This window comes from Raineyella antarctica, assembly GCF_900092135.1.
Classification (GTDB): Bacteria; Actinomycetota; Actinomycetes; order Propionibacteriales; family Propionibacteriaceae; genus Raineyella; species Raineyella antarctica.
Map to the genome: position 1 here is coordinate 1 of NZ_FMYF01000019.1, position 15468 is coordinate 15468.

Here is a 15468-nt window from a genome sequence, read left to right on the forward strand (position 1 = left end):
GCGAAGAAGGCGCCCCGAACCCAGCCAGCCATCCGGGCAAAATCAGATGAGGCAACGAAGCAAGCTACGCGGGCATCTTGACATGAGGCAACGGGGGGCCCGTGCTGGCACCGCACCTCCCGGCCCGGGCCGAGCGCCGTCCTGACCTGAACGTGGCGCACACCGGACAGGCGTGCTCAGCAGTCGAAGACCGACCAGCAGATGTCGTTGCGCAACCGCTGGTCGTCCAGGACCAGTTCGCGGATCGCGTCCGGCAGCCGGTCCCGCTGCCACTGGCACTCGCGTCGCGCGGTCGACCCGCCCTCGCCGGGCGGGGCTGCCTGGCGGGCCGCCTTGATCGCATAGGCCGCGGCACCGAGTTCGTGCGCAGCGACGTGGGCGACGCAGGCGGCCTGGCCGGCGGCGTACGCGGCGAACCGTGCGGCTCCGCGCAGGTCCCTGGCCGCGCCCATGGCATGGCCCCCTGCCGCCCGGGCCTGCATCATCCCGACCTCGCCACGCACCCAGGCGCGCGCCTGCGCGATCGCCTCGCGCGGTCGCGGGTCCTGCGGCTGTGCGGACTCGAAGAGGTCGAGGACGTGCTCGGCGCACGACGCCGCCCACAGCGCAAGGAGGCGGTGGTCCGCATCGGTGAGGGTCCCACCGCGGCGGATGGTGGTGAAGCGGGGATCCCGGACCTCCGGAAGGATCACGGTTCGCCCTCCTCTCCTCGGAGTCGTCCACGATCGTACGTGGCTGGTTGTCCTCCGCCGCCTACGCGGCGCTACGGTCGTATCGTGCCCGCCCCGGTCCGTCTCATCCTCGTCCCCGGTACCCGGTTCTCCACCCTCCAGTGGGAGCCGTATCGAGTGCTGCTCCCCGACGTGGAGGTGGTGCCGGTCGATCTCCCGGGACACGGCACCCGCCTCGGGCAGGACTTCACGTCCGAGGCTGCGGTGGCGGTCATCGCCGAGGCCGTCGCCGCCGGCACCCCGGAGCAACGCGTCGTCGTCGCGGGCCACAGCCTCGGCGGCTTCATGGCCATGCTCTATGCCGCCCATGCCACCACCCAGCCGGACGCCCTGGTGCTGCTCGGCGCCACGGCCGATCCCTCCAGTCCAGGGGCCGTGTTCTTCCGCGGGTTCATCAAGCTGCTGGAGATCGTCGGGCCCGACCGGATGTCGCGCGCCATGAACCGGATCATGCACCTGCTCGGCGCCCGCGGTGACCTCAAGAGGTCCTTGCCTGACGGAGCGGCGTACGCAGCGCTGCCGGCGGCCTGGGAAGCGGTGATGGCCGAGTGCCGTCCCCAGCTGCTCGAGGAGCTGCGGTGTCCCGTCGTCCTGGCGAACGGCCAGTACGACCAGATGCGTGCCCACGTCCGCCGCTTCGCGGCCCACTGCCAGGAGGCGCATGTGGTGACGATCCGTGGCGCCACCCACCTGTTCCCTGTCACGCATCCCCGGCAGGTGACCGAGGTCCTGGGCCTGGGGGTCCGGCTCGCGCAGGGCTGACGCCATCGCCCCTCCCGTCCCCACGCCGGCCTCGACCCTCGTACAGTTCAGTTCATGGCTGATGCTTCCTCTCCCGTCACGCTGGTCATCCTCGGTGCATCCGGGGACCTCACGCAGCGTCTGCTCCTGCCTGGTCTGGGCACCCTGCTCAAGGCCGAGCCGGACCTGAACCTCACCCTGATCGGCGCCTCCAACCTCGACTGGCCCCAGGAGAAGTGGGCCGAGCTGGTGACCTCGGCGCTGCCCGGCGGGGGGTGTCCGGATGCGCGCGTCCGCCAGCAGCTCGGCGCGACCCACTACGTCCAGCTCGACGTCACCGACGCGACGCAGATGGGGGAGTTCCTGGCGGGACTGTCGGGCCAGGTCGTGCTCTACTTCGCCCTGCCTCCGGCCGTCACGATGAAGGCCTGCGAGGCGCTGGCCCACGTGGACCTGCCGGCCGGGCTCCGCCTGGCGATCGAGAAGCCGTTCGGGACCGACCTGGCCAGTGCGCAGCACTTCAACGCCCTGCTCGCCAAGCTGGTCCACGAGGACCAGATCTTCCGGGTCGACCACTTCCTCGGCAAGGCGACCGTGCTGAACCTGCTGGGCCTGCGCTTCGCCAACCGCATCCTCGAACCGGTCTGGAACTCGACGAACATCGAGCGCGTGGAGCTCATCTCGGACGAGGTCCTCGCCCTGGAGGGCAGGGCAGGCTACTACGACCACGCGGGCGCGATGAAGGACATGATCCAGAGCCACCTGCTGCTGGTGATGGCGATGTTCGCGATGGAGGAGCCGGCCCGCCTCGACGCGCTCGAGCTGCGCGACCTGATGGTGCACACCCTGCGGTCCACCCACCTGTGGCAGGACGACCCGGTCGCCAGCTCGCGCCGCGCGCGCTACACCGCCGGTACCCTCGCCGGCCGGCAGATCCCGTCGTACGTCGACGAGCCGGGGGTCGACCCCGAGCGGCAGACCGAGACCCTGGCCGAGGTCACCGTCGAGATCCGCAACAGCCGGTGGTCCGGAGTGCCGTTCCGGCTGCGCAGCGGCAAGGCTCTCGGCGACGGGGTGCGGGGCATGACGGTCGTCTTCCGTCCGGTCGAGCACCAGCCCGAGGGCTTCACCAACCAGGCCGCGCGGGACGTGCTGACGATCGGGATGAGCCCGGAGACTCTGGCACTCACCCTCGCCACCAATGCCGAGGGCAGCCGGTGGGACCTTGAGCAGACCAGCCTGGCCGCCAAGCTCGGCGACAGCCCGATCCGTCCGTACGGACAGATCCTCGACGGCATCATCCATGGCGATCCGATGCTGGCCGTCCGCGGGGACGTCGCGGAGGAGTGCTGGCGGATCCTCACCCCGGTGGTCGAGGCCTGGGCCGACGGTCGGGTGCCGCTGGACGAGTACCGCGCCGGGTCCAGCGGCCCGAAGGCATGGTCCGCGCCGCAGGGCTCCGACTCCTGAGCGCACCAGAGCCGGCCCGGCCTGCCGGCCCCACGGTCGGCAGGCCGGGCGGGTCGCCCGGGCTCGGCAGGCCGGGCGACCCGCCCGTGGTCAGCTGTTGCGGCGGCGGATGGTCTCGGTCAGGACCGTGGCGAAGGTGCACCACGCCGCGTACGGGACCAGGGCCGCGCCCATCCCGCTGCCGGCCCGGCCCGCGCGCCGGGCGAGGTCGATCGAGCTGCCGGCCAGCAGCGCCGCCACCACCGTCGCCGCACCCAGCTTGTGGAACCGGAAGAAGACCCAGCTCCACGCCTTGTTCAGCGTCAGGTTGACCAGCAGCGCTCGCCGATAGGCGTCGGCGTTCTCCCGCCCGGATTCGGCGTCGAGCTCGGTGAGGACCTTCGCCGAGGTCACCGCGATGTCGGTGTAGAGGGTGGTCCACACCACTGGGAACGCCCAGCCCGGCGGCTGCCAGTCCGGCAGGTCCAGCGACCGGTACCAGTCCGACTTCGGGTCGGTCGCGACGCTGCCGGCCACGGCCACCACAGCCGTCAGGGCCGAGGTGATGGCCAGCTGCCGCTTCGAGATGTCCCTGAGCTTCATCGCACGCCTTTCTTCGGGATGCGCCCAGCCTGCCATCGGACGTCGCCCGGTGGGGGAAGAACCCTCAGTCGACGACCAGGACGATCTTGCCGTTGGCGGTCCCGCTCTCCGACAGGTCGTGCGCGGCGGGCGCCTCGGCCAGCGGGAACGTGGCGGCGACCCGGCTGGTGTACTCGCCCTTCTCGGCGAGCTCGGCGAGCAGCTGCAGGGACCCGGCGGGTTCCTTGCCGCCGTGGGAGGTGCGCACCGGCGTACGACGCGAGAAGTCGACGAGCGAGAGGACCTTCTGCGGATCGCCGGCGATCTCGACCAGCTCGTCGACCTGCTGGCCCGCGGCGTCCAGGACGTGGTCGACGCCGCCGGACGCCGCCGCCCGGACGTTCTCCACCAGGTGCTCCCCGTACTCGACCGGGATCGCACCGAGCTGGCGCAGCAGCTCGTGGTTGCGCACCGAGGCGGTCCCGATGATCGTGGTGGCGCCGCGATGGCGGGCCAGCTGGATCGCCGCCTGGCCGACGCCGCCGGCCGCGCCGTGGACCAGCAGCGTCTCGCCCGGGCCCACTCCGAGTTCGGCGAGCGCCCGGACGGCTGTCTGGCCGGTGGCGCCGAGGCCCGCGGCCTGCTCACTGGTCAGCGTGGACGGCTGCAGTGCCCAGTCCCGCAGCACCGCGTACTCGGCGTACGTCGCCGGTCCGCGGCCGAAGACCTCGTCCCCGAGGGAGACACCGCTCACGCCCTCACCGATCTCGTCGACGATGCCGGCCGCCTCCGAGCCGGGGACGACCGGCTCGGGCAGCGGTTCGCCGGTGTTCCGGAAGTCGGATCGCAGCTTGGCGTCGAACAGGTTGACCCCAGCCGCGTGCACCCGGATCCGGATCTGGCCCGGCCCGGGATGCGGCTCGGGCACCTCAGCCAGCTCGAGGACACTGGAGTCGCCGTACTCGCTGTACTGCACTGCCTTCATGGTTCGTGGTGCTCCTTCGCGTCGCTCGGCCCACGGGGACGGGGTCAGTCACGAGGCTAGGACCCTTCCGGGCATGGATGGAAGCGAGTATTCGTGATGGCTCATATTGACCACGTCGGTGGGGGTGTGCGAGCGGGGGTTGGATCCCACCCTGCGTCAACTAAAGTTGACAGCATGAAGACGATGAACGATGCCGCGGATCGCGAGCCCGATCCGGTGGAGCAGTTGGCGGACGTGGCCCGGCGGCGCCGCGAGCTGGAGTCCGAGGAGTACCACCATGTCCTGCAGGCCCGCGGCCAGGGCGTCAGCTGGCAGGAGATCGGCTGGGCCTTGGGCATGAGCAAGCAGGCCGCGCACAAGAAGTTCCGGCGGAAGGGGCGCGAGGCCTCCGACCGGCTGGTCTAGGAGGCGTCGGTGGTGGACCCTGCCGGCGGGTGTCCGTCGTGCAGCTTCCCCAGACGTGTCGCCAGCAGTTCCACCCGATGCGCATTGCCGTGCAGCCCGAGGTAGTGGGAGCCGAACACCGCGAGCAGGGCGTCGTCCAGGCGCCGCACGGCACCAGGGGGCGACTTGTAGCCCATCCGTTCGATGATCGCCGCCGAATCGACCGAGGTGAGCAGTCCGGCCAGCTCGCGCAGCGAGTCGATGCCCAGTTCCAGCAACAGCCCGGAGATCCAGGTGTAGTGGTCGGTGCGTGACCAGCCGGAGTCGGGGAACTGCCCGGCCAGGAACGTCGCGAGCTCCTGCGTGCCGATCCGCGGATCGTTCGGGTCCACCTCCACGTCGCGGGGAGGCATCCGCTCCCTCAGCCGGTCGCGGATCTCGTCGAACTCGCGGTCGGCCAGTTCCAGCAGTCCCGCGGCGAGCGTGAACCGGCGGTTCAGGTCGGGCGCCAGCTCCTCGGGGATCGAGCCCTTGTAGCGGATGTCGTGCTCGAACTCGGCCCACGCGTGCTGCAGCACCGTACGGATCTGGATCTGGGCGCTGGTGACCCGGAACGTGTCCACGGGAAGGTCCCCGAGCCAGAGCGGGTCGAGGGCGACCTGGAGGTGTCGGCTGACGTAGCCGAACCGGCCCTCGCTGGCCGTCACCTGTCCCATGTCCCGGTCGTCGAGGACCTGCAGCTGGTCGGCGATCAGGTCCGCCACCACGGCCACGTCGCTGCGGACGTACGCGATGATCCGGGTGCCGATCTGGTCGGTGACCTGGGCGAGCGGGTCGGGGTAGAGCAGGTGGCCGTCGACGGTCTTGTTGGCCTTCGCCGCGAAGGAGGCGATGCCCTTTCCGCGTCCCACGACGTCGAGGTAGTTGATGCCGGCGTCGTCCAGCGTGCCGGTCAGCCAGGCGGCGAGGCGCCGGGCCGCCTCTTCGGCACGCGGCTGCAGCTGCGCGTACGTCCGGACGGTCAGCTGCACCAGTTCCTGCGATCGCCTGGCCACTGGATCCGGCTCCAGGTCCTCAGGCAGGGTCGGGGTGACGATGTACCCCGTGGCCAGGTCCCCGTACGTCGTGGTCGTCTCTGGCCGGAGGAAGGCCAGCATGGCCACGTACGCACACACCACCGCATCGATGCGGTCCTCGGCATGGCGCAATTCACTCTTGCGCTGCGACGTACGGACCGCCTCGACGACCTCCGCCCATTCGGTGGAGGCACCCAGCCGCAGCGGCAGGGGAGCATCGGCCAGGCCCTCCAGCAGGGAGACCAGGCGGAGCATCTCGTCGCGCATGCTCTCGAAGGGGCGGTTGGAGCGCTGTTTGTACTTCAGGGTGCGGCCGAGGCGGAACAGGGCGACCTGGGCCGGGTGCGGGTACACCTCGAGTGCGCGGCGGCGACTCGAGGAGGCCGGGTCGATGTCCAGGTGGAAGCGGTCGGCCAGCCGTGCGCCGCGCGGGTCGCGCAGTTCGGGCTTGCCGGTGTTGGACGGATGCGCGCCCGCCTCGAAGCGGGCGAAGTCGCGGTTGAGGGCCGCCTCGGCGGGCCGGTTCCCTGACGCGTTGGGGACGATCAGGGGGGCGTCGATCCCCACGCAGCACTCGCCGGCCACGTACCGGTCCAGGGCCGTCGCGATGTCGTTGTCGTTGGTGGCCACCGAGAGGTGGACGAGGGCACCGGCGGCGTCCAGTACGGCGAGGCCGGTGTGGGAGCGCTCGCCCCAGGCGAGGTCGATTCCGACGAAGTACACGGGAACAGCTTCCACCGTCCGGCGCGACCGTGCTGCAGCGGGTCGATCCGTGGCGCCCGCGGGGGGCTCGGTGCCGTCCGTGCCCAGCTCGGTGCCGTCGGTGTTCAGCGGAGCCCGCGCCGACGTTCTTCGTTGGTTCGGAGCACCTCGTCGCTGATGGTGAAGAAGCTCACGATCGTTCCGATCCCGAACCACCCGGCGGTGAGCAGGTACCCGACGCCCTTGCCGATCTTGCCGATGTAGAAGTACTGCAGGCCCGCGACCCCGAGCAGTCCCACGGCGGTCAGCAACAGACCCAGTCCGACGTCCCGTGGGGGAGTGGTCCCCACCGGGTAGCCCACCTGCTGGGTGGGGTACGGGTAGCCCCGCTGCTGGGGCGGGTAGGGGTAGTCGGGCTGGTTCGGCTGCGGGTAGGGATAGCCGGCCTGTTGCGGCGGATACGGATAGCCCTGCTGCTGCGGGTACGGGTAGCCAGCCTGCTGCTGGGGCGGATACGCCAGGTCCTGCGGCTGGGATCCCGGCTGGCCCGCCCACTCAGGCGCGGCGGGGACCGGCGGGGCCGGCTCGTGGTAGATGTCGCCGTAGAACTGCTCGTACGTCGGGCCCTGCGGCGGGTACAGGTCAGGCGGGTTCTGCGGTGAGTAGAAGTCCGGCTGCCCGTGGCCCTCCGGCCACTGAACCGGGGACGGCCCCTGTGGTCCATCGGTCGGAGAGGGGCTCTGCGGTCTCTGGGTCGCGGAGGGGTCCTGCGGCACCTCGCCCGGCGTGCTGTCCGAGGAGGCAGGGGGCTCCGGTCGACTGTCGGGTGCACCTGGTGACGTCATCGTTTCTTCCTCGCTCGGTTGGCCACAGACTAGGGGAGGGTGGGGCCGGGCCTGGATGGCCCTGGGCTAGGCACGGGCAGCGAGTTGTACGCCCCACGCCCGGGCGCGCTCCACCTCTCCGTCGAGGAGGGGCCCGGGGGAGTCGGCGACCCAGAACGTCTCGCCGCGCTCGGCCCGCGCGAAGCCCTCCGCGGCCAGCGCCCTGGCGGCGCTCCTGGCCGCCGAACCGGGGACGAACGCCTTCTTGACCCGGGTGTCGAAGGTGATGACCGTGACGTCGGCGGACGGTCGGGCCTGCGCGATCCACTCCCGCAGGCCGGTGGAGGCGCGCTCGGCGTCGTGGACGTGGGCCTGCCCGAGTGCGTCCTCACGGGTCGCCGGCCGGCTCATCGAGAACGCGTGGGTCGGACCACCCAGCACCAGCAGCATGACGTCCTCGGGCAGGTCGGCAGGGGCCTGCGACACGTCGACCAGACTGACGGTGGCTTCGGGGCCGCGCGACCCCAGGCCCTCCCGGAGTCCCTCCGCCACCGCCTCGGCGATGGTCCGCGTGTTGCCGAACATGGATTCGAAGATCACCTCGACGCTCATGGCTCCAGTGTCCCTCCGAGTTGCTCGGGACACGCCAGGTCCGGTGGGTCGTACGCCTCCGGCACCGGTTCCCGTCCGACTCCATGGGCAAGCGGGGATCCCTTCCCCGCTTGCTGGCAGTCGGCTTGCGTGAGTGCTAACCCCGGACTAACGTTCTGGTTAGCACTCACCTAGTGAGTGTGCCAACGGTCAGGGACGGCACCCGCGACGACGCCCCTACCACCTGAACTGATCATCATTCATCAAGACATGTGAAAGGGGTTTGAACGTGGCTGTCACGATCAAGCCGCTCGAGGACCGCGTCCTCGTCGAGCCGCTGGAAGCAGAAACCACCACCGCTTCGGGTCTGGTTATTCCGGACACCGCCAAGGAGAAGCCGCAGGAGGGCACCGTCCTCGCGATCGGCCCGGGCCGCATTGACGACAAGGGCCAGCGCGTCCCGATGGACGTCGCCGAGGGCGACACCGTCATCTACTCCAAGTACGGCGGCACCGAGGTTCGCTACAACGGCAAGGACCTCCTCCTTCTCAACGCCCGCGACATCCTCGCGGTCGTCTCCAAGTGAACAGCTGAGGAGCCCTACCTATGGCAAAGCAGCTGCAATTCGATGAGGAGGCGCGCCGCTCCCTCGAGCGCGGCGTCGACATCCTCGCCAACACCGTCAAGGTGACCCTGGGCCCGAAGGGCCGCTACGTCGTTCTCGACAAGAAGTGGGGAGCCCCCACGATCACGAACGACGGCGTCACCGTCGCCCGTGACGTCGAGCTCGACGACCCGTTCGAGAACCTCGGCGCCCAGCTCGCGAAGGAGGTCGCCACCAAGACGAACGACGTCGCCGGTGACGGCACTACCACCGCAACCGTCCTGGCCCAGGCCATGGTCCACGAGGGCCTGCGCGCCGTCGCGGCCGGGTCGAACCCGATCGAGCTCAAGCGCGGCATCGACAAGGCCGTCGCGATCGTCTCCGACGAGCTGGCCAAGCAGGCCCGCCAGATCGAGACGACCGAGGACATGGCCTCCGTGGCCACGATCTCCTCGCGTGACGAGCAGATCGGCGCCCTCATCGCCGACGCGTTCGACAAGGTCGGCAAGGACGGCGTCATCACCGTCGACGAGTCCCAGACCTTCGGCACCGAGCTGGAGTTCACCGAGGGCATGCAGTTCGACAAGGGCTACCTGTCCCCGTACATGGTGACGGACACCGAGCGCATGGAAGCCGTGCTCGAGAACCCGTACATCCTGCTGAACTCCGGCAAGATCTCCTCGATGAACGAGCTCCTGCCGCTGCTGGAGAAGGTCATCGGCGCCGGCGGCCAGCTGTTCATCGTGGCCGAGGACGTCGACGGCGAGGCGCTCTCCACGCTGGTCGTCAACAAGATCCGCGGCACCTTCACCTCCGTGGCCGTCAAGGCCCCGGCCTTCGGTGACCGCCGCAAGGCGATGCTGCAGGACATGGCCATCCTGACCGGTGGCCAGGTCGTCGCCCCCGAGGTCGGCCTCAAGCTGGACCAGGTCGGCCTGGACGTGCTCGGTCGTGCCCGCCGCATCGTGGTGACCAAGGACAACACCACCATCGTCGACGGTGCCGGTGACGCTGCCGAGGTCGAGGGCCGGGTCTCCCAGCTGCTCGCCGAGATCCAGCACACCGACTCCGACTGGGATCGCGAGAAGCTCCAGGAGCGGGTCGCGAAGCTGGCCGGTGGCGTCTGCGTGATCAAGGTCGGCGCTGCCACCGAGGTCGAGCTCAAGGAGACCAAGCACCGCATCGAGGATGCCGTCTCCGCTACCCGTGCAGCCATCGAGGAGGGCATCGTCGCCGGCGGCGGCGCCGCCCTCATCCACGCCTCGCGCGTGCTGCGCGACAGCACCCTCGAGGGTGACGAGCGCGTCGGGTCGGAGATCATCCGCAAGGCGGTCGTCGAGCCGCTGCGCTGGATCGCCGAGAACGGCGGCGAGCAGGGCTACGTCATCACCGCACGGGTCGCCGAGATGGAGCCGGGTCACGGCTACAACGCGGCAACCGGTGAGTACGGCGACCTGATCGCCCAGGGCGTCATCGACCCGGTCAAGGTCACGCGTTCCGCGCTGACCAACGCCGCCTCGATCGCCTCCCTGCTGCTCACCACCGAGACCCTCGTGGTCGAGAAGCCGGCCGATGACTCGGCCGGCCAGGAGTGAAGCACTGCGCATGACGCCTGAGGCGTGATGCACCAGGAACGGGGGTCCCGCAAGGGGCCCCCGTTCTGTGTCCTGCTCTCCTGCCGCCGGTTCACCGGACGGCAGGCTGCACCTCGGCCTCGGGTGACCGGAGCTGGGCGAGGACCCCCGCGCCGGTCAGCAGCCAGGCGCCGTAGACGAGCAGGACCACGATGCCGGTCACGATGATGCCTGTGCCCTCCGTGACGTCGCTCAGCGTGGCGATGATGTTGTAGAGGATGTGGGCGACGATGACCGCGGTCAGGCTTCCGGTGGCGACCACTACCAGCGTGAAGATCAGGCCGACGACGGTGGCGTTGATGATCTGCAGCACCGTGTCCTGACCGGACTGGCCGATGAGCAGGCTGGTGACGTGGCCGATACCGAACGTCAGCGCGGAGATGGCCACCGCCCAGACGGGTCGGCCCTGCTTGAGTAGCGCGCGCAGCAGCAGGCCGCGGAACAGAACCTCCTCGAGGAACCCGGCGGCGGCGTAGTGGAGGACGATGACCACCACGGCCAGGGCCGTCAGGTCCTGGTGCAGGCCGCTGACCAGGGGCAGTCCGACCAGGACCAGGAGCGGCAGGTAGAACCACATCCGGGGGGCCGGGACGGCCGGTGGGGTGCCCAGGCCGATCTCGGGGCCGATGCCGGTGCGGCGGAAATAGCCCAGCATGACGACGGCCAATGCCAGCAAAGGAAGCGCGACGACGGTGTGCTCGGAGAGGCCGACCGCGGCCCCGATGTTGATGACCACAATGCTGAGGCCCAGGTAGATCGCCAGCCACACCAGGAAATGACGGATTTCGTTCTTCTCGTACAGACGCTTCATGGGCGCACCAGTGTCCTTCCCCCCAAGGAATCGTTCGGTACGGCCAGCCTATCGAGCAGACCTCCGGTTTCGTCAGCACAATCGGCGCGGAACGCAAATGTGGCGAAGAATCCATTGAGCACAATCGAGAAAAGCCGGGGAACACAAATGGGCTGTGCGCAAATGGGCCGACATGTTTCCGCCATTGCGTCCTGCCCGGCCCGCGGACCGAGGACTGCGGCGGCCGACGCCCTAGAGTGGGGTCCATGTCTGAGTCCATGTCGCCGCTCGACCAGCCGTCGTCCGCCCGTCGTCCCGAGAAGATCCTCGTCTTCCTGCACGACATGTCGGACACCCCGCTGACCTGGCAGGACCAGGTCGGGGCGCTGCCGGAGGGCTGGCGCCCGCTCACCCCGTGGCTGCGCGGGATGAAGCCGATCGACAAGGACGACTTCGACCTGCAGGCCGCCGCCGACGCCCTCAGCGTGGTCCCGCTGGAGTACGGGGTGGACTCGTTCGCGATCTGCGGCATGGGACTGGGGGCGGCGGTCGCCCTGCGCTGTGCCGCCGACAGCCCCGAGATGATCAGCGGGCTGATCCTGGTCAATCCGCTGGTCGCCCCGCCGGGCGCGGTCCTGAAGATGCAGAAGGCAGCGCTGCGGATGACTCCGCGCTCGCGCCTGGCGGCGCAGAACCTCGACAAGGACCACCTGCTCGCCGCGATGGACATGCTCGGCGGCCTCGACCTCGGCGATGCGCCCGAACAGGTCACCTGCCCGACCCTGGTGGTGTCCAGCCAGGCCCAGCCGGCCACGGCGGCCCCGGTGGCCGACCTCGTCCAGCGGATCCGCCTCGCCTCGAGCGTGGCCCTGCCGGGCTTCCCGCAGCACCAGGCGAACCCGCAGGAGTTCAACGAGGCTGTCTCCCGCTTCCTGGGCCTGCTCGACGGCTGATCCTGCCGAATCGTCGGTCGACCCCGCGACCTGCCGTGGAACGGGCAGGACATTGTAGGTTTCGGCCGGCGCCTACCATAGGACAGTCCCTGCGCAGTCCCGTTGGCGCAGGGTCCCCCGGCGAAAGGTGATATCAGTGTCCGAGCTCGATGACTTCGGTGATCTCGTGCCCTCCAGGGTTCCCAACCCGTTCTCGGTCCTGGGCCTGACGTTCGACGACGTCCTGCTGCAGCCCAACGAGTCCGACGTCATCCCTTCCGAGGTCGACACCACCAGTCGGCTGACCAGGAACATCGAGCTCAAGGTGCCGCTGCTGTCCGCCGCGATGGACACCGTCACCGAGACCCGGATGGCCGTCGCCATGGCCCGCGAGGGCGGTATCGGCATCCTGCACCGCAACTTGTCGGTCGAGGACCAGGCCGGCATGGTCGACCAGGTGAAGCGCTCCGAGGCCGGCATGATCGACGATCCGATCACCGTCGGCCCCGACGCCACCCTGAAGGAGGTCGACCAGCTCTGCGCGCACTTCCGGATCTCCGGAGCCCCCGTGGTCGAGGGCGACATGAAGCTGGTCGGCATCATCACCAACCGGGACATGCGCTTCGAGTCCGACCCGAGCCGCAAGGTCTCTGAGGTGATGACCAAGATGCCGCTGGTCACCGGCCGCGTCGGCATCTCCGGTGACGAGGCACTGGCCCTGCTGGGCAAGCACAAGATCGAGAAGCTGCCGCTGGTCGACGACCACGGCCGGCTCAAGGGCCTGATCACCCTGAAGGACTTCGTGAAGTCCGACCAGTACCCGAACGCGACCAAGGACGCCCAGGGGCGCCTGCGCGTCGGAGCCGGCATCGGCATCTTCGGCGACGCCTGGGAGCGCGCGATGGCCCTGATCGACGAGGGCGTCGACGTCATCGTCGTCGACACCGCCCACGGTCACTCCCGCTCCGAGATCGACATCATCAAGCGCCTCAAGAAGGAGAAGCGCGCCGCCGGCGTCGACATCATCGGCGGCAACGTCGCGACGTACGAAGGAGCCAAGGCCCTGATCGAGGCCGGTGTGGACGGCATCAAGGTAGGCGTCGGACCGGGCTCCATCTGCACCACCCGCGTCGTGTCCGGCGTCGGCGTCCCGCAGATCACGGCGATCTACGACGCCTCGCGCGCCGCCCGTCCGGCCGGTGTCCCGGTCATCGGTGACGGCGGCCTCCAGTACTCCGGTGACATCGCCAAGGCGCTCGTCGCCGGTGCGGACACCGTCATGCTCGGTTCCCTGCTGGCCGGCTGCGCCGAGTCCCCGGGCGACCTGGTCTTCGTCAACGGCAAGCAGTTCAAGACCTACCGCGGCATGGGCTCCCTGGGCGCCATGGCCACCCGTGGCCGGAACGCCTCGTACTCGAAGGACCGCTACTTCCAGAACGACGTCGCCTCCGACGACAAGCTGATCCCCGAAGGCATCGAGGGCCAGGTCCCCTACAAGGGTCCGCTCGCAGCCGTTGCCTACCAGCTCGTCGGTGGCCTGCACCAGTCGATGTTCTACTCCGGTGCGCGCACCATCCCCGAGCTGCACGCCAAGGGCCGTTTCGTACGGATCACCAGCGCCGGCCTGCGCGAGTCCCACCCGCACGACATCCAGATGACCGTCGAGGCGCCGAACTACTCGAACCACGAGAAGTGACGCACTGACCACCCGCGGACGTACGTCCGCAGCCGTCGCGGGCCGGATCGCCCGCGGTCGTAGCAGGGACGGGTCTGGTCCCGTTCCGAGGAGGAGTAGTCAATGAACGACATCGGTCGCAGCAAGCGTGCCGAGCGCGCCTTCGCGCTCGACGACATCGCGATCGTCCCGCAGCGACGGACGCGGGGCATCGAGGAGGTCGACCTCACGTGGCGGATCGACGCCCTCCAGTTCGACTTCCCGCTGATCGCTGCGCCGATGGACTCGATCATGTCGCCGGCCACCGCCATCGAGATGGGTCGGATGGGCGGCCTCGGGGTGCTCAACCTCGAGGGCATCTGGACCCGGTACGACGACCCCCAGCCGTTGCTGGACGAGTTGGCCGGCATCGACGACCCGGACGCGGCCACCCGTCGCCTGCAGGAGATCTACTCCGCTCCGATCAAGCCGGAGCTGATCCGCGAGCGGATGGCGGAGATCCGTGATGCCGGCGTTCCGGTGGCGGGCTCGCTGTCCCCCCAGAACACGGCCGAGTTCGCCTCCGACGTGGTCGCCTCCGGACCGGACTTCTTCGTCATCCGGGGCACGGTGGTCTCGGCCGAGCACGTCTCGAGCCGCCATGAGCCGCTGAACCTGAAGGAGTTCATCTACCAGCTGGACGTCCCGGTGATCGTGGGCGGCTGCGCCTCGTACCAGAGCGCACTGCACCTGATGCGGACCGGCGCCGCCGGCGTCCTGGTCGGCTTCGGTGGCGCCGCCACCCACGCGACCCGGAGTGTGCTGGGCATCGAGGTGCCGATGGCGACCGCGATCTCGGATGCTGCGGAGGCTCGCCGCGACTACCTCGATGAGTCGGGTGGCCGCTACGTCCACGTGATCGCCGACGGTGCCGTGGGTCGTTCCGGTGACATCGCCAAGGCCATCGCCATGGGCGCGGACGCCGTGATGGCCGGCGCGCCGCTGGCGAAGGCCGCGGAGGCGCCGGGCAAGGGCTACCACTGGGGCGCCGAGGCCTGGCACCAGGAGCTGCCGCGGGGCGAGCGGGTCAAGTTCCCGACCGTCGGCAGCCTTCACGAGGTCATGCTCGGCCCGTCCCACACCGCTGACGGAACGATGAACCTGGTCGGTGCGCTGAGGCGCGCCCTGGCCACGACCGGCTACACCGAGGTCAAGGAGTTCCAGCGCGTCGAGGTGGTCCTGCACTGAGGCAGGGGCCGCTTCTTGGCTGCCCGCTACGCCACACCCTTCCTGGGCCCTGTTCGCCGTCTCCTGAGCCGGTGAACAGGGCCCACATGCGTCCAGGGACCCTGGGCGCGGGCCGTACGGATGATCCCGGGGGAGTCCGGGGAGTCCCGAGCGGGTGCGCAAGTCCGCGGTGACAGGTTTCATGGAACGTTCCGACACCCCGGGTTTGACGGCCACCTGATGGACGCGTAATGTTCATCTGGCCCTGAGGAAAACGGCCCCCGCGAGGGGGAACCGCATCGGGGTCACCTTCTACTCCATACGACCTGGCTGGGGTGGGTTCTGTCCGCTGTGACGACCCATCACGATGACAGGGAGCAGAGCGGGGGAGCCGGACGGCGAGTTTGACTCGGCGCGGCGGTTTCTCTAGGGTAGTCGAGTTGCCTTGTTCCGGGGAATGCTTTTCGGAGTGTTCGTGGGAATGGGTAGCGGGTGTTCTGGAATTGGTTTGCGGGAATGCTTTCGGGTGTTTCCGGGAATGAGTTCCGGGGTGCTGGCGGGG

The 15468-nt window shown here is 69.5% G+C and carries 15 protein-coding genes; 8 read left to right on the forward strand and 7 right to left on the reverse strand.

Going from position 1 to position 15468, the window contains the following annotated elements; translation table 11 throughout:
- Positions 1-176: 176 nt before the first annotated feature.
- Positions 177-692 (reverse strand): putative immunity protein, encoded by a 516-nt coding sequence (locus GA0111570_RS17475; RefSeq protein WP_139283306.1) that lies wholly within the window; start codon positions 690-692, stop codon positions 177-179.
- A gap of 84 nt (positions 693-776) precedes the next feature.
- On the opposite strand from GA0111570_RS17475, the gene GA0111570_RS16860 reads away from it, so the two are divergent.
- Positions 777-1493, forward strand: a complete 717-nt coding sequence (locus GA0111570_RS16860) for an alpha/beta fold hydrolase (RefSeq protein WP_175557556.1) — start codon at positions 777-779, stop codon at positions 1491-1493.
- Between the two features lie 54 nt (positions 1494-1547).
- On the forward strand, positions 1548-2942 hold the full coding sequence (locus GA0111570_RS16865; protein WP_092613829.1) for a glucose-6-phosphate dehydrogenase: 1395 nt from the start codon (positions 1548-1550) through the stop codon (positions 2940-2942).
- A 90-nt stretch (positions 2943-3032) separates the two neighbouring features.
- Here GA0111570_RS16865 and GA0111570_RS16870 read toward each other — a convergent pair whose 3' ends face one another.
- Complete coding sequence (locus tag GA0111570_RS16870; protein WP_092613830.1) at positions 3033-3524, reverse strand: TspO/MBR family protein; 492 nt, start codon at positions 3522-3524, stop codon at positions 3033-3035.
- A gap of 64 nt (positions 3525-3588) precedes the next feature.
- Complete coding sequence (locus GA0111570_RS16875) at positions 3589-4488, reverse strand: NADP-dependent oxidoreductase (protein WP_092613831.1); 900 nt, start codon at positions 4486-4488, stop codon at positions 3589-3591.
- Between the two features lie 174 nt (positions 4489-4662).
- Here GA0111570_RS16875 and GA0111570_RS16880 point away from each other — a divergent pair, with 174 nt between their 5' ends.
- Complete coding sequence (locus tag GA0111570_RS16880) at positions 4663-4893, forward strand: hypothetical protein (protein WP_092613832.1); 231 nt, start codon at positions 4663-4665, stop codon at positions 4891-4893.
- Here the strand turns inward: GA0111570_RS16880 and GA0111570_RS16885 are convergent.
- The 3 genes from GA0111570_RS16885 to GA0111570_RS16895 all read right to left on the reverse strand — a co-directional run bounded on the left by GA0111570_RS16885 (position 4890) and on the right by GA0111570_RS16895 (position 8086).
- A complete protein-coding gene (locus tag GA0111570_RS16885) occupies positions 4890-6671 on the reverse strand; it encodes a DUF429 domain-containing protein (protein ID WP_092613833.1) in 1782 nt (593 codons plus the stop codon). The two genes, GA0111570_RS16880 and GA0111570_RS16885, sit on opposite strands and share 4 nt — an antisense overlap.
- 104 nt (positions 6672-6775) lie before the next feature.
- Positions 6776-7495 carry a TM2 domain-containing protein gene (locus GA0111570_RS17910; protein WP_217634246.1) on the reverse strand — a complete coding sequence of 240 codons (720 nt, stop codon included), beginning with the start codon at positions 7493-7495 and terminating at the stop codon, positions 6776-6778.
- Positions 7496-7561: 66 nt separating this feature from the next.
- Positions 7562-8086, reverse strand: a complete 525-nt coding sequence (locus GA0111570_RS16895) for a flavodoxin family protein (RefSeq protein ID WP_092613834.1) — start codon at positions 8084-8086, stop codon at positions 7562-7564.
- A 268-nt stretch (positions 8087-8354) separates the two neighbouring features.
- Here GA0111570_RS16895 and groES point away from each other — a divergent pair, with 268 nt between their 5' ends.
- Both groES and groL read left to right on the forward strand, forming a co-directional pair.
- Positions 8355-8651, forward strand: coding sequence for a co-chaperone GroES (gene groES / locus GA0111570_RS16900; protein WP_092613840.1), 297 nt, complete (start codon positions 8355-8357; stop codon positions 8649-8651).
- Between the two features lie 20 nt (positions 8652-8671).
- The gene (gene groL, locus GA0111570_RS16905; protein ID WP_092613835.1) at positions 8672-10264 is read left to right on the forward strand and encodes a chaperonin GroEL; all 1593 of its coding nucleotides are present in this window, start codon (positions 8672-8674) and stop codon (positions 10262-10264) included.
- Between the two features lie 91 nt (positions 10265-10355).
- Here groL and GA0111570_RS16910 read toward each other — a convergent pair whose 3' ends face one another.
- Positions 10356-11114, reverse strand: coding sequence for a CPBP family intramembrane glutamic endopeptidase (locus GA0111570_RS16910; protein ID WP_092613836.1), 759 nt, complete (start codon positions 11112-11114; stop codon positions 10356-10358).
- A 245-nt stretch (positions 11115-11359) separates the two neighbouring features.
- Between GA0111570_RS16910 and GA0111570_RS16915 the strand changes: the two genes are divergently transcribed.
- The 3 genes from GA0111570_RS16915 to GA0111570_RS16925 all read left to right on the forward strand — a co-directional run bounded on the left by GA0111570_RS16915 (position 11360) and on the right by GA0111570_RS16925 (position 14927).
- Entirely contained in the window at positions 11360-12046 is a 687-nt protein-coding gene (locus tag GA0111570_RS16915) for an alpha/beta fold hydrolase (RefSeq protein ID WP_092613837.1), read from the forward strand.
- Between the two features lie 166 nt (positions 12047-12212).
- Positions 12213-13721 carry an IMP dehydrogenase gene (gene guaB, locus GA0111570_RS16920; protein WP_092613841.1) on the forward strand — a complete coding sequence of 503 codons (1509 nt, stop codon included), beginning with the start codon at positions 12213-12215 and terminating at the stop codon, positions 13719-13721.
- A 102-nt stretch (positions 13722-13823) separates the two neighbouring features.
- A complete protein-coding gene (locus tag GA0111570_RS16925; protein WP_092613838.1) occupies positions 13824-14927 on the forward strand; it encodes a GuaB3 family IMP dehydrogenase-related protein in 1104 nt (367 codons plus the stop codon).
- Positions 14928-15468 lie beyond the last annotated feature (541 nt).

Bases quoted from the DNA above. Each gene is read 5' to 3' on its own strand.
- GA0111570_RS16865 (WP_092613829.1), top strand. From the start codon at position 1,548: ATGGCTGATGCTTCCTCTCCCGTCACGCTGGTCATCCTCGGTGCATCC.
- GA0111570_RS16870 (WP_092613830.1), bottom strand. From the start codon at position 3,524: ATGAAGCTCAGGGACATCTCGAAGCGGCAGCTGGCCATCACCTCGGCC.
- GA0111570_RS16875 (WP_092613831.1), bottom strand. From the start codon at position 4,488: ATGAAGGCAGTGCAGTACAGCGAGTACGGCGACTCCAGTGTCCTCGAG.
- GA0111570_RS16880 (WP_092613832.1), top strand. From the start codon at position 4,663: ATGAAGACGATGAACGATGCCGCGGATCGCGAGCCCGATCCGGTGGAG.
- GA0111570_RS17910 (WP_217634246.1), bottom strand. From the start codon at position 7,495: ATGACGTCACCAGGTGCACCCGACAGTCGACCGGAGCCCCCTGCCTCC.
- GA0111570_RS16895 (WP_092613834.1), bottom strand. From the start codon at position 8,086: ATGAGCGTCGAGGTGATCTTCGAATCCATGTTCGGCAACACGCGGACC.
- groL (WP_092613835.1), top strand. From the start codon at position 8,672: ATGGCAAAGCAGCTGCAATTCGATGAGGAGGCGCGCCGCTCCCTCGAG.
- GA0111570_RS16910 (WP_092613836.1), bottom strand. From the start codon at position 11,114: ATGAAGCGTCTGTACGAGAAGAACGAAATCCGTCATTTCCTGGTGTGG.
- GA0111570_RS16915 (WP_092613837.1), top strand. From the start codon at position 11,360: ATGTCTGAGTCCATGTCGCCGCTCGACCAGCCGTCGTCCGCCCGTCGT.
- GA0111570_RS16925 (WP_092613838.1), top strand. From the start codon at position 13,824: ATGAACGACATCGGTCGCAGCAAGCGTGCCGAGCGCGCCTTCGCGCTC.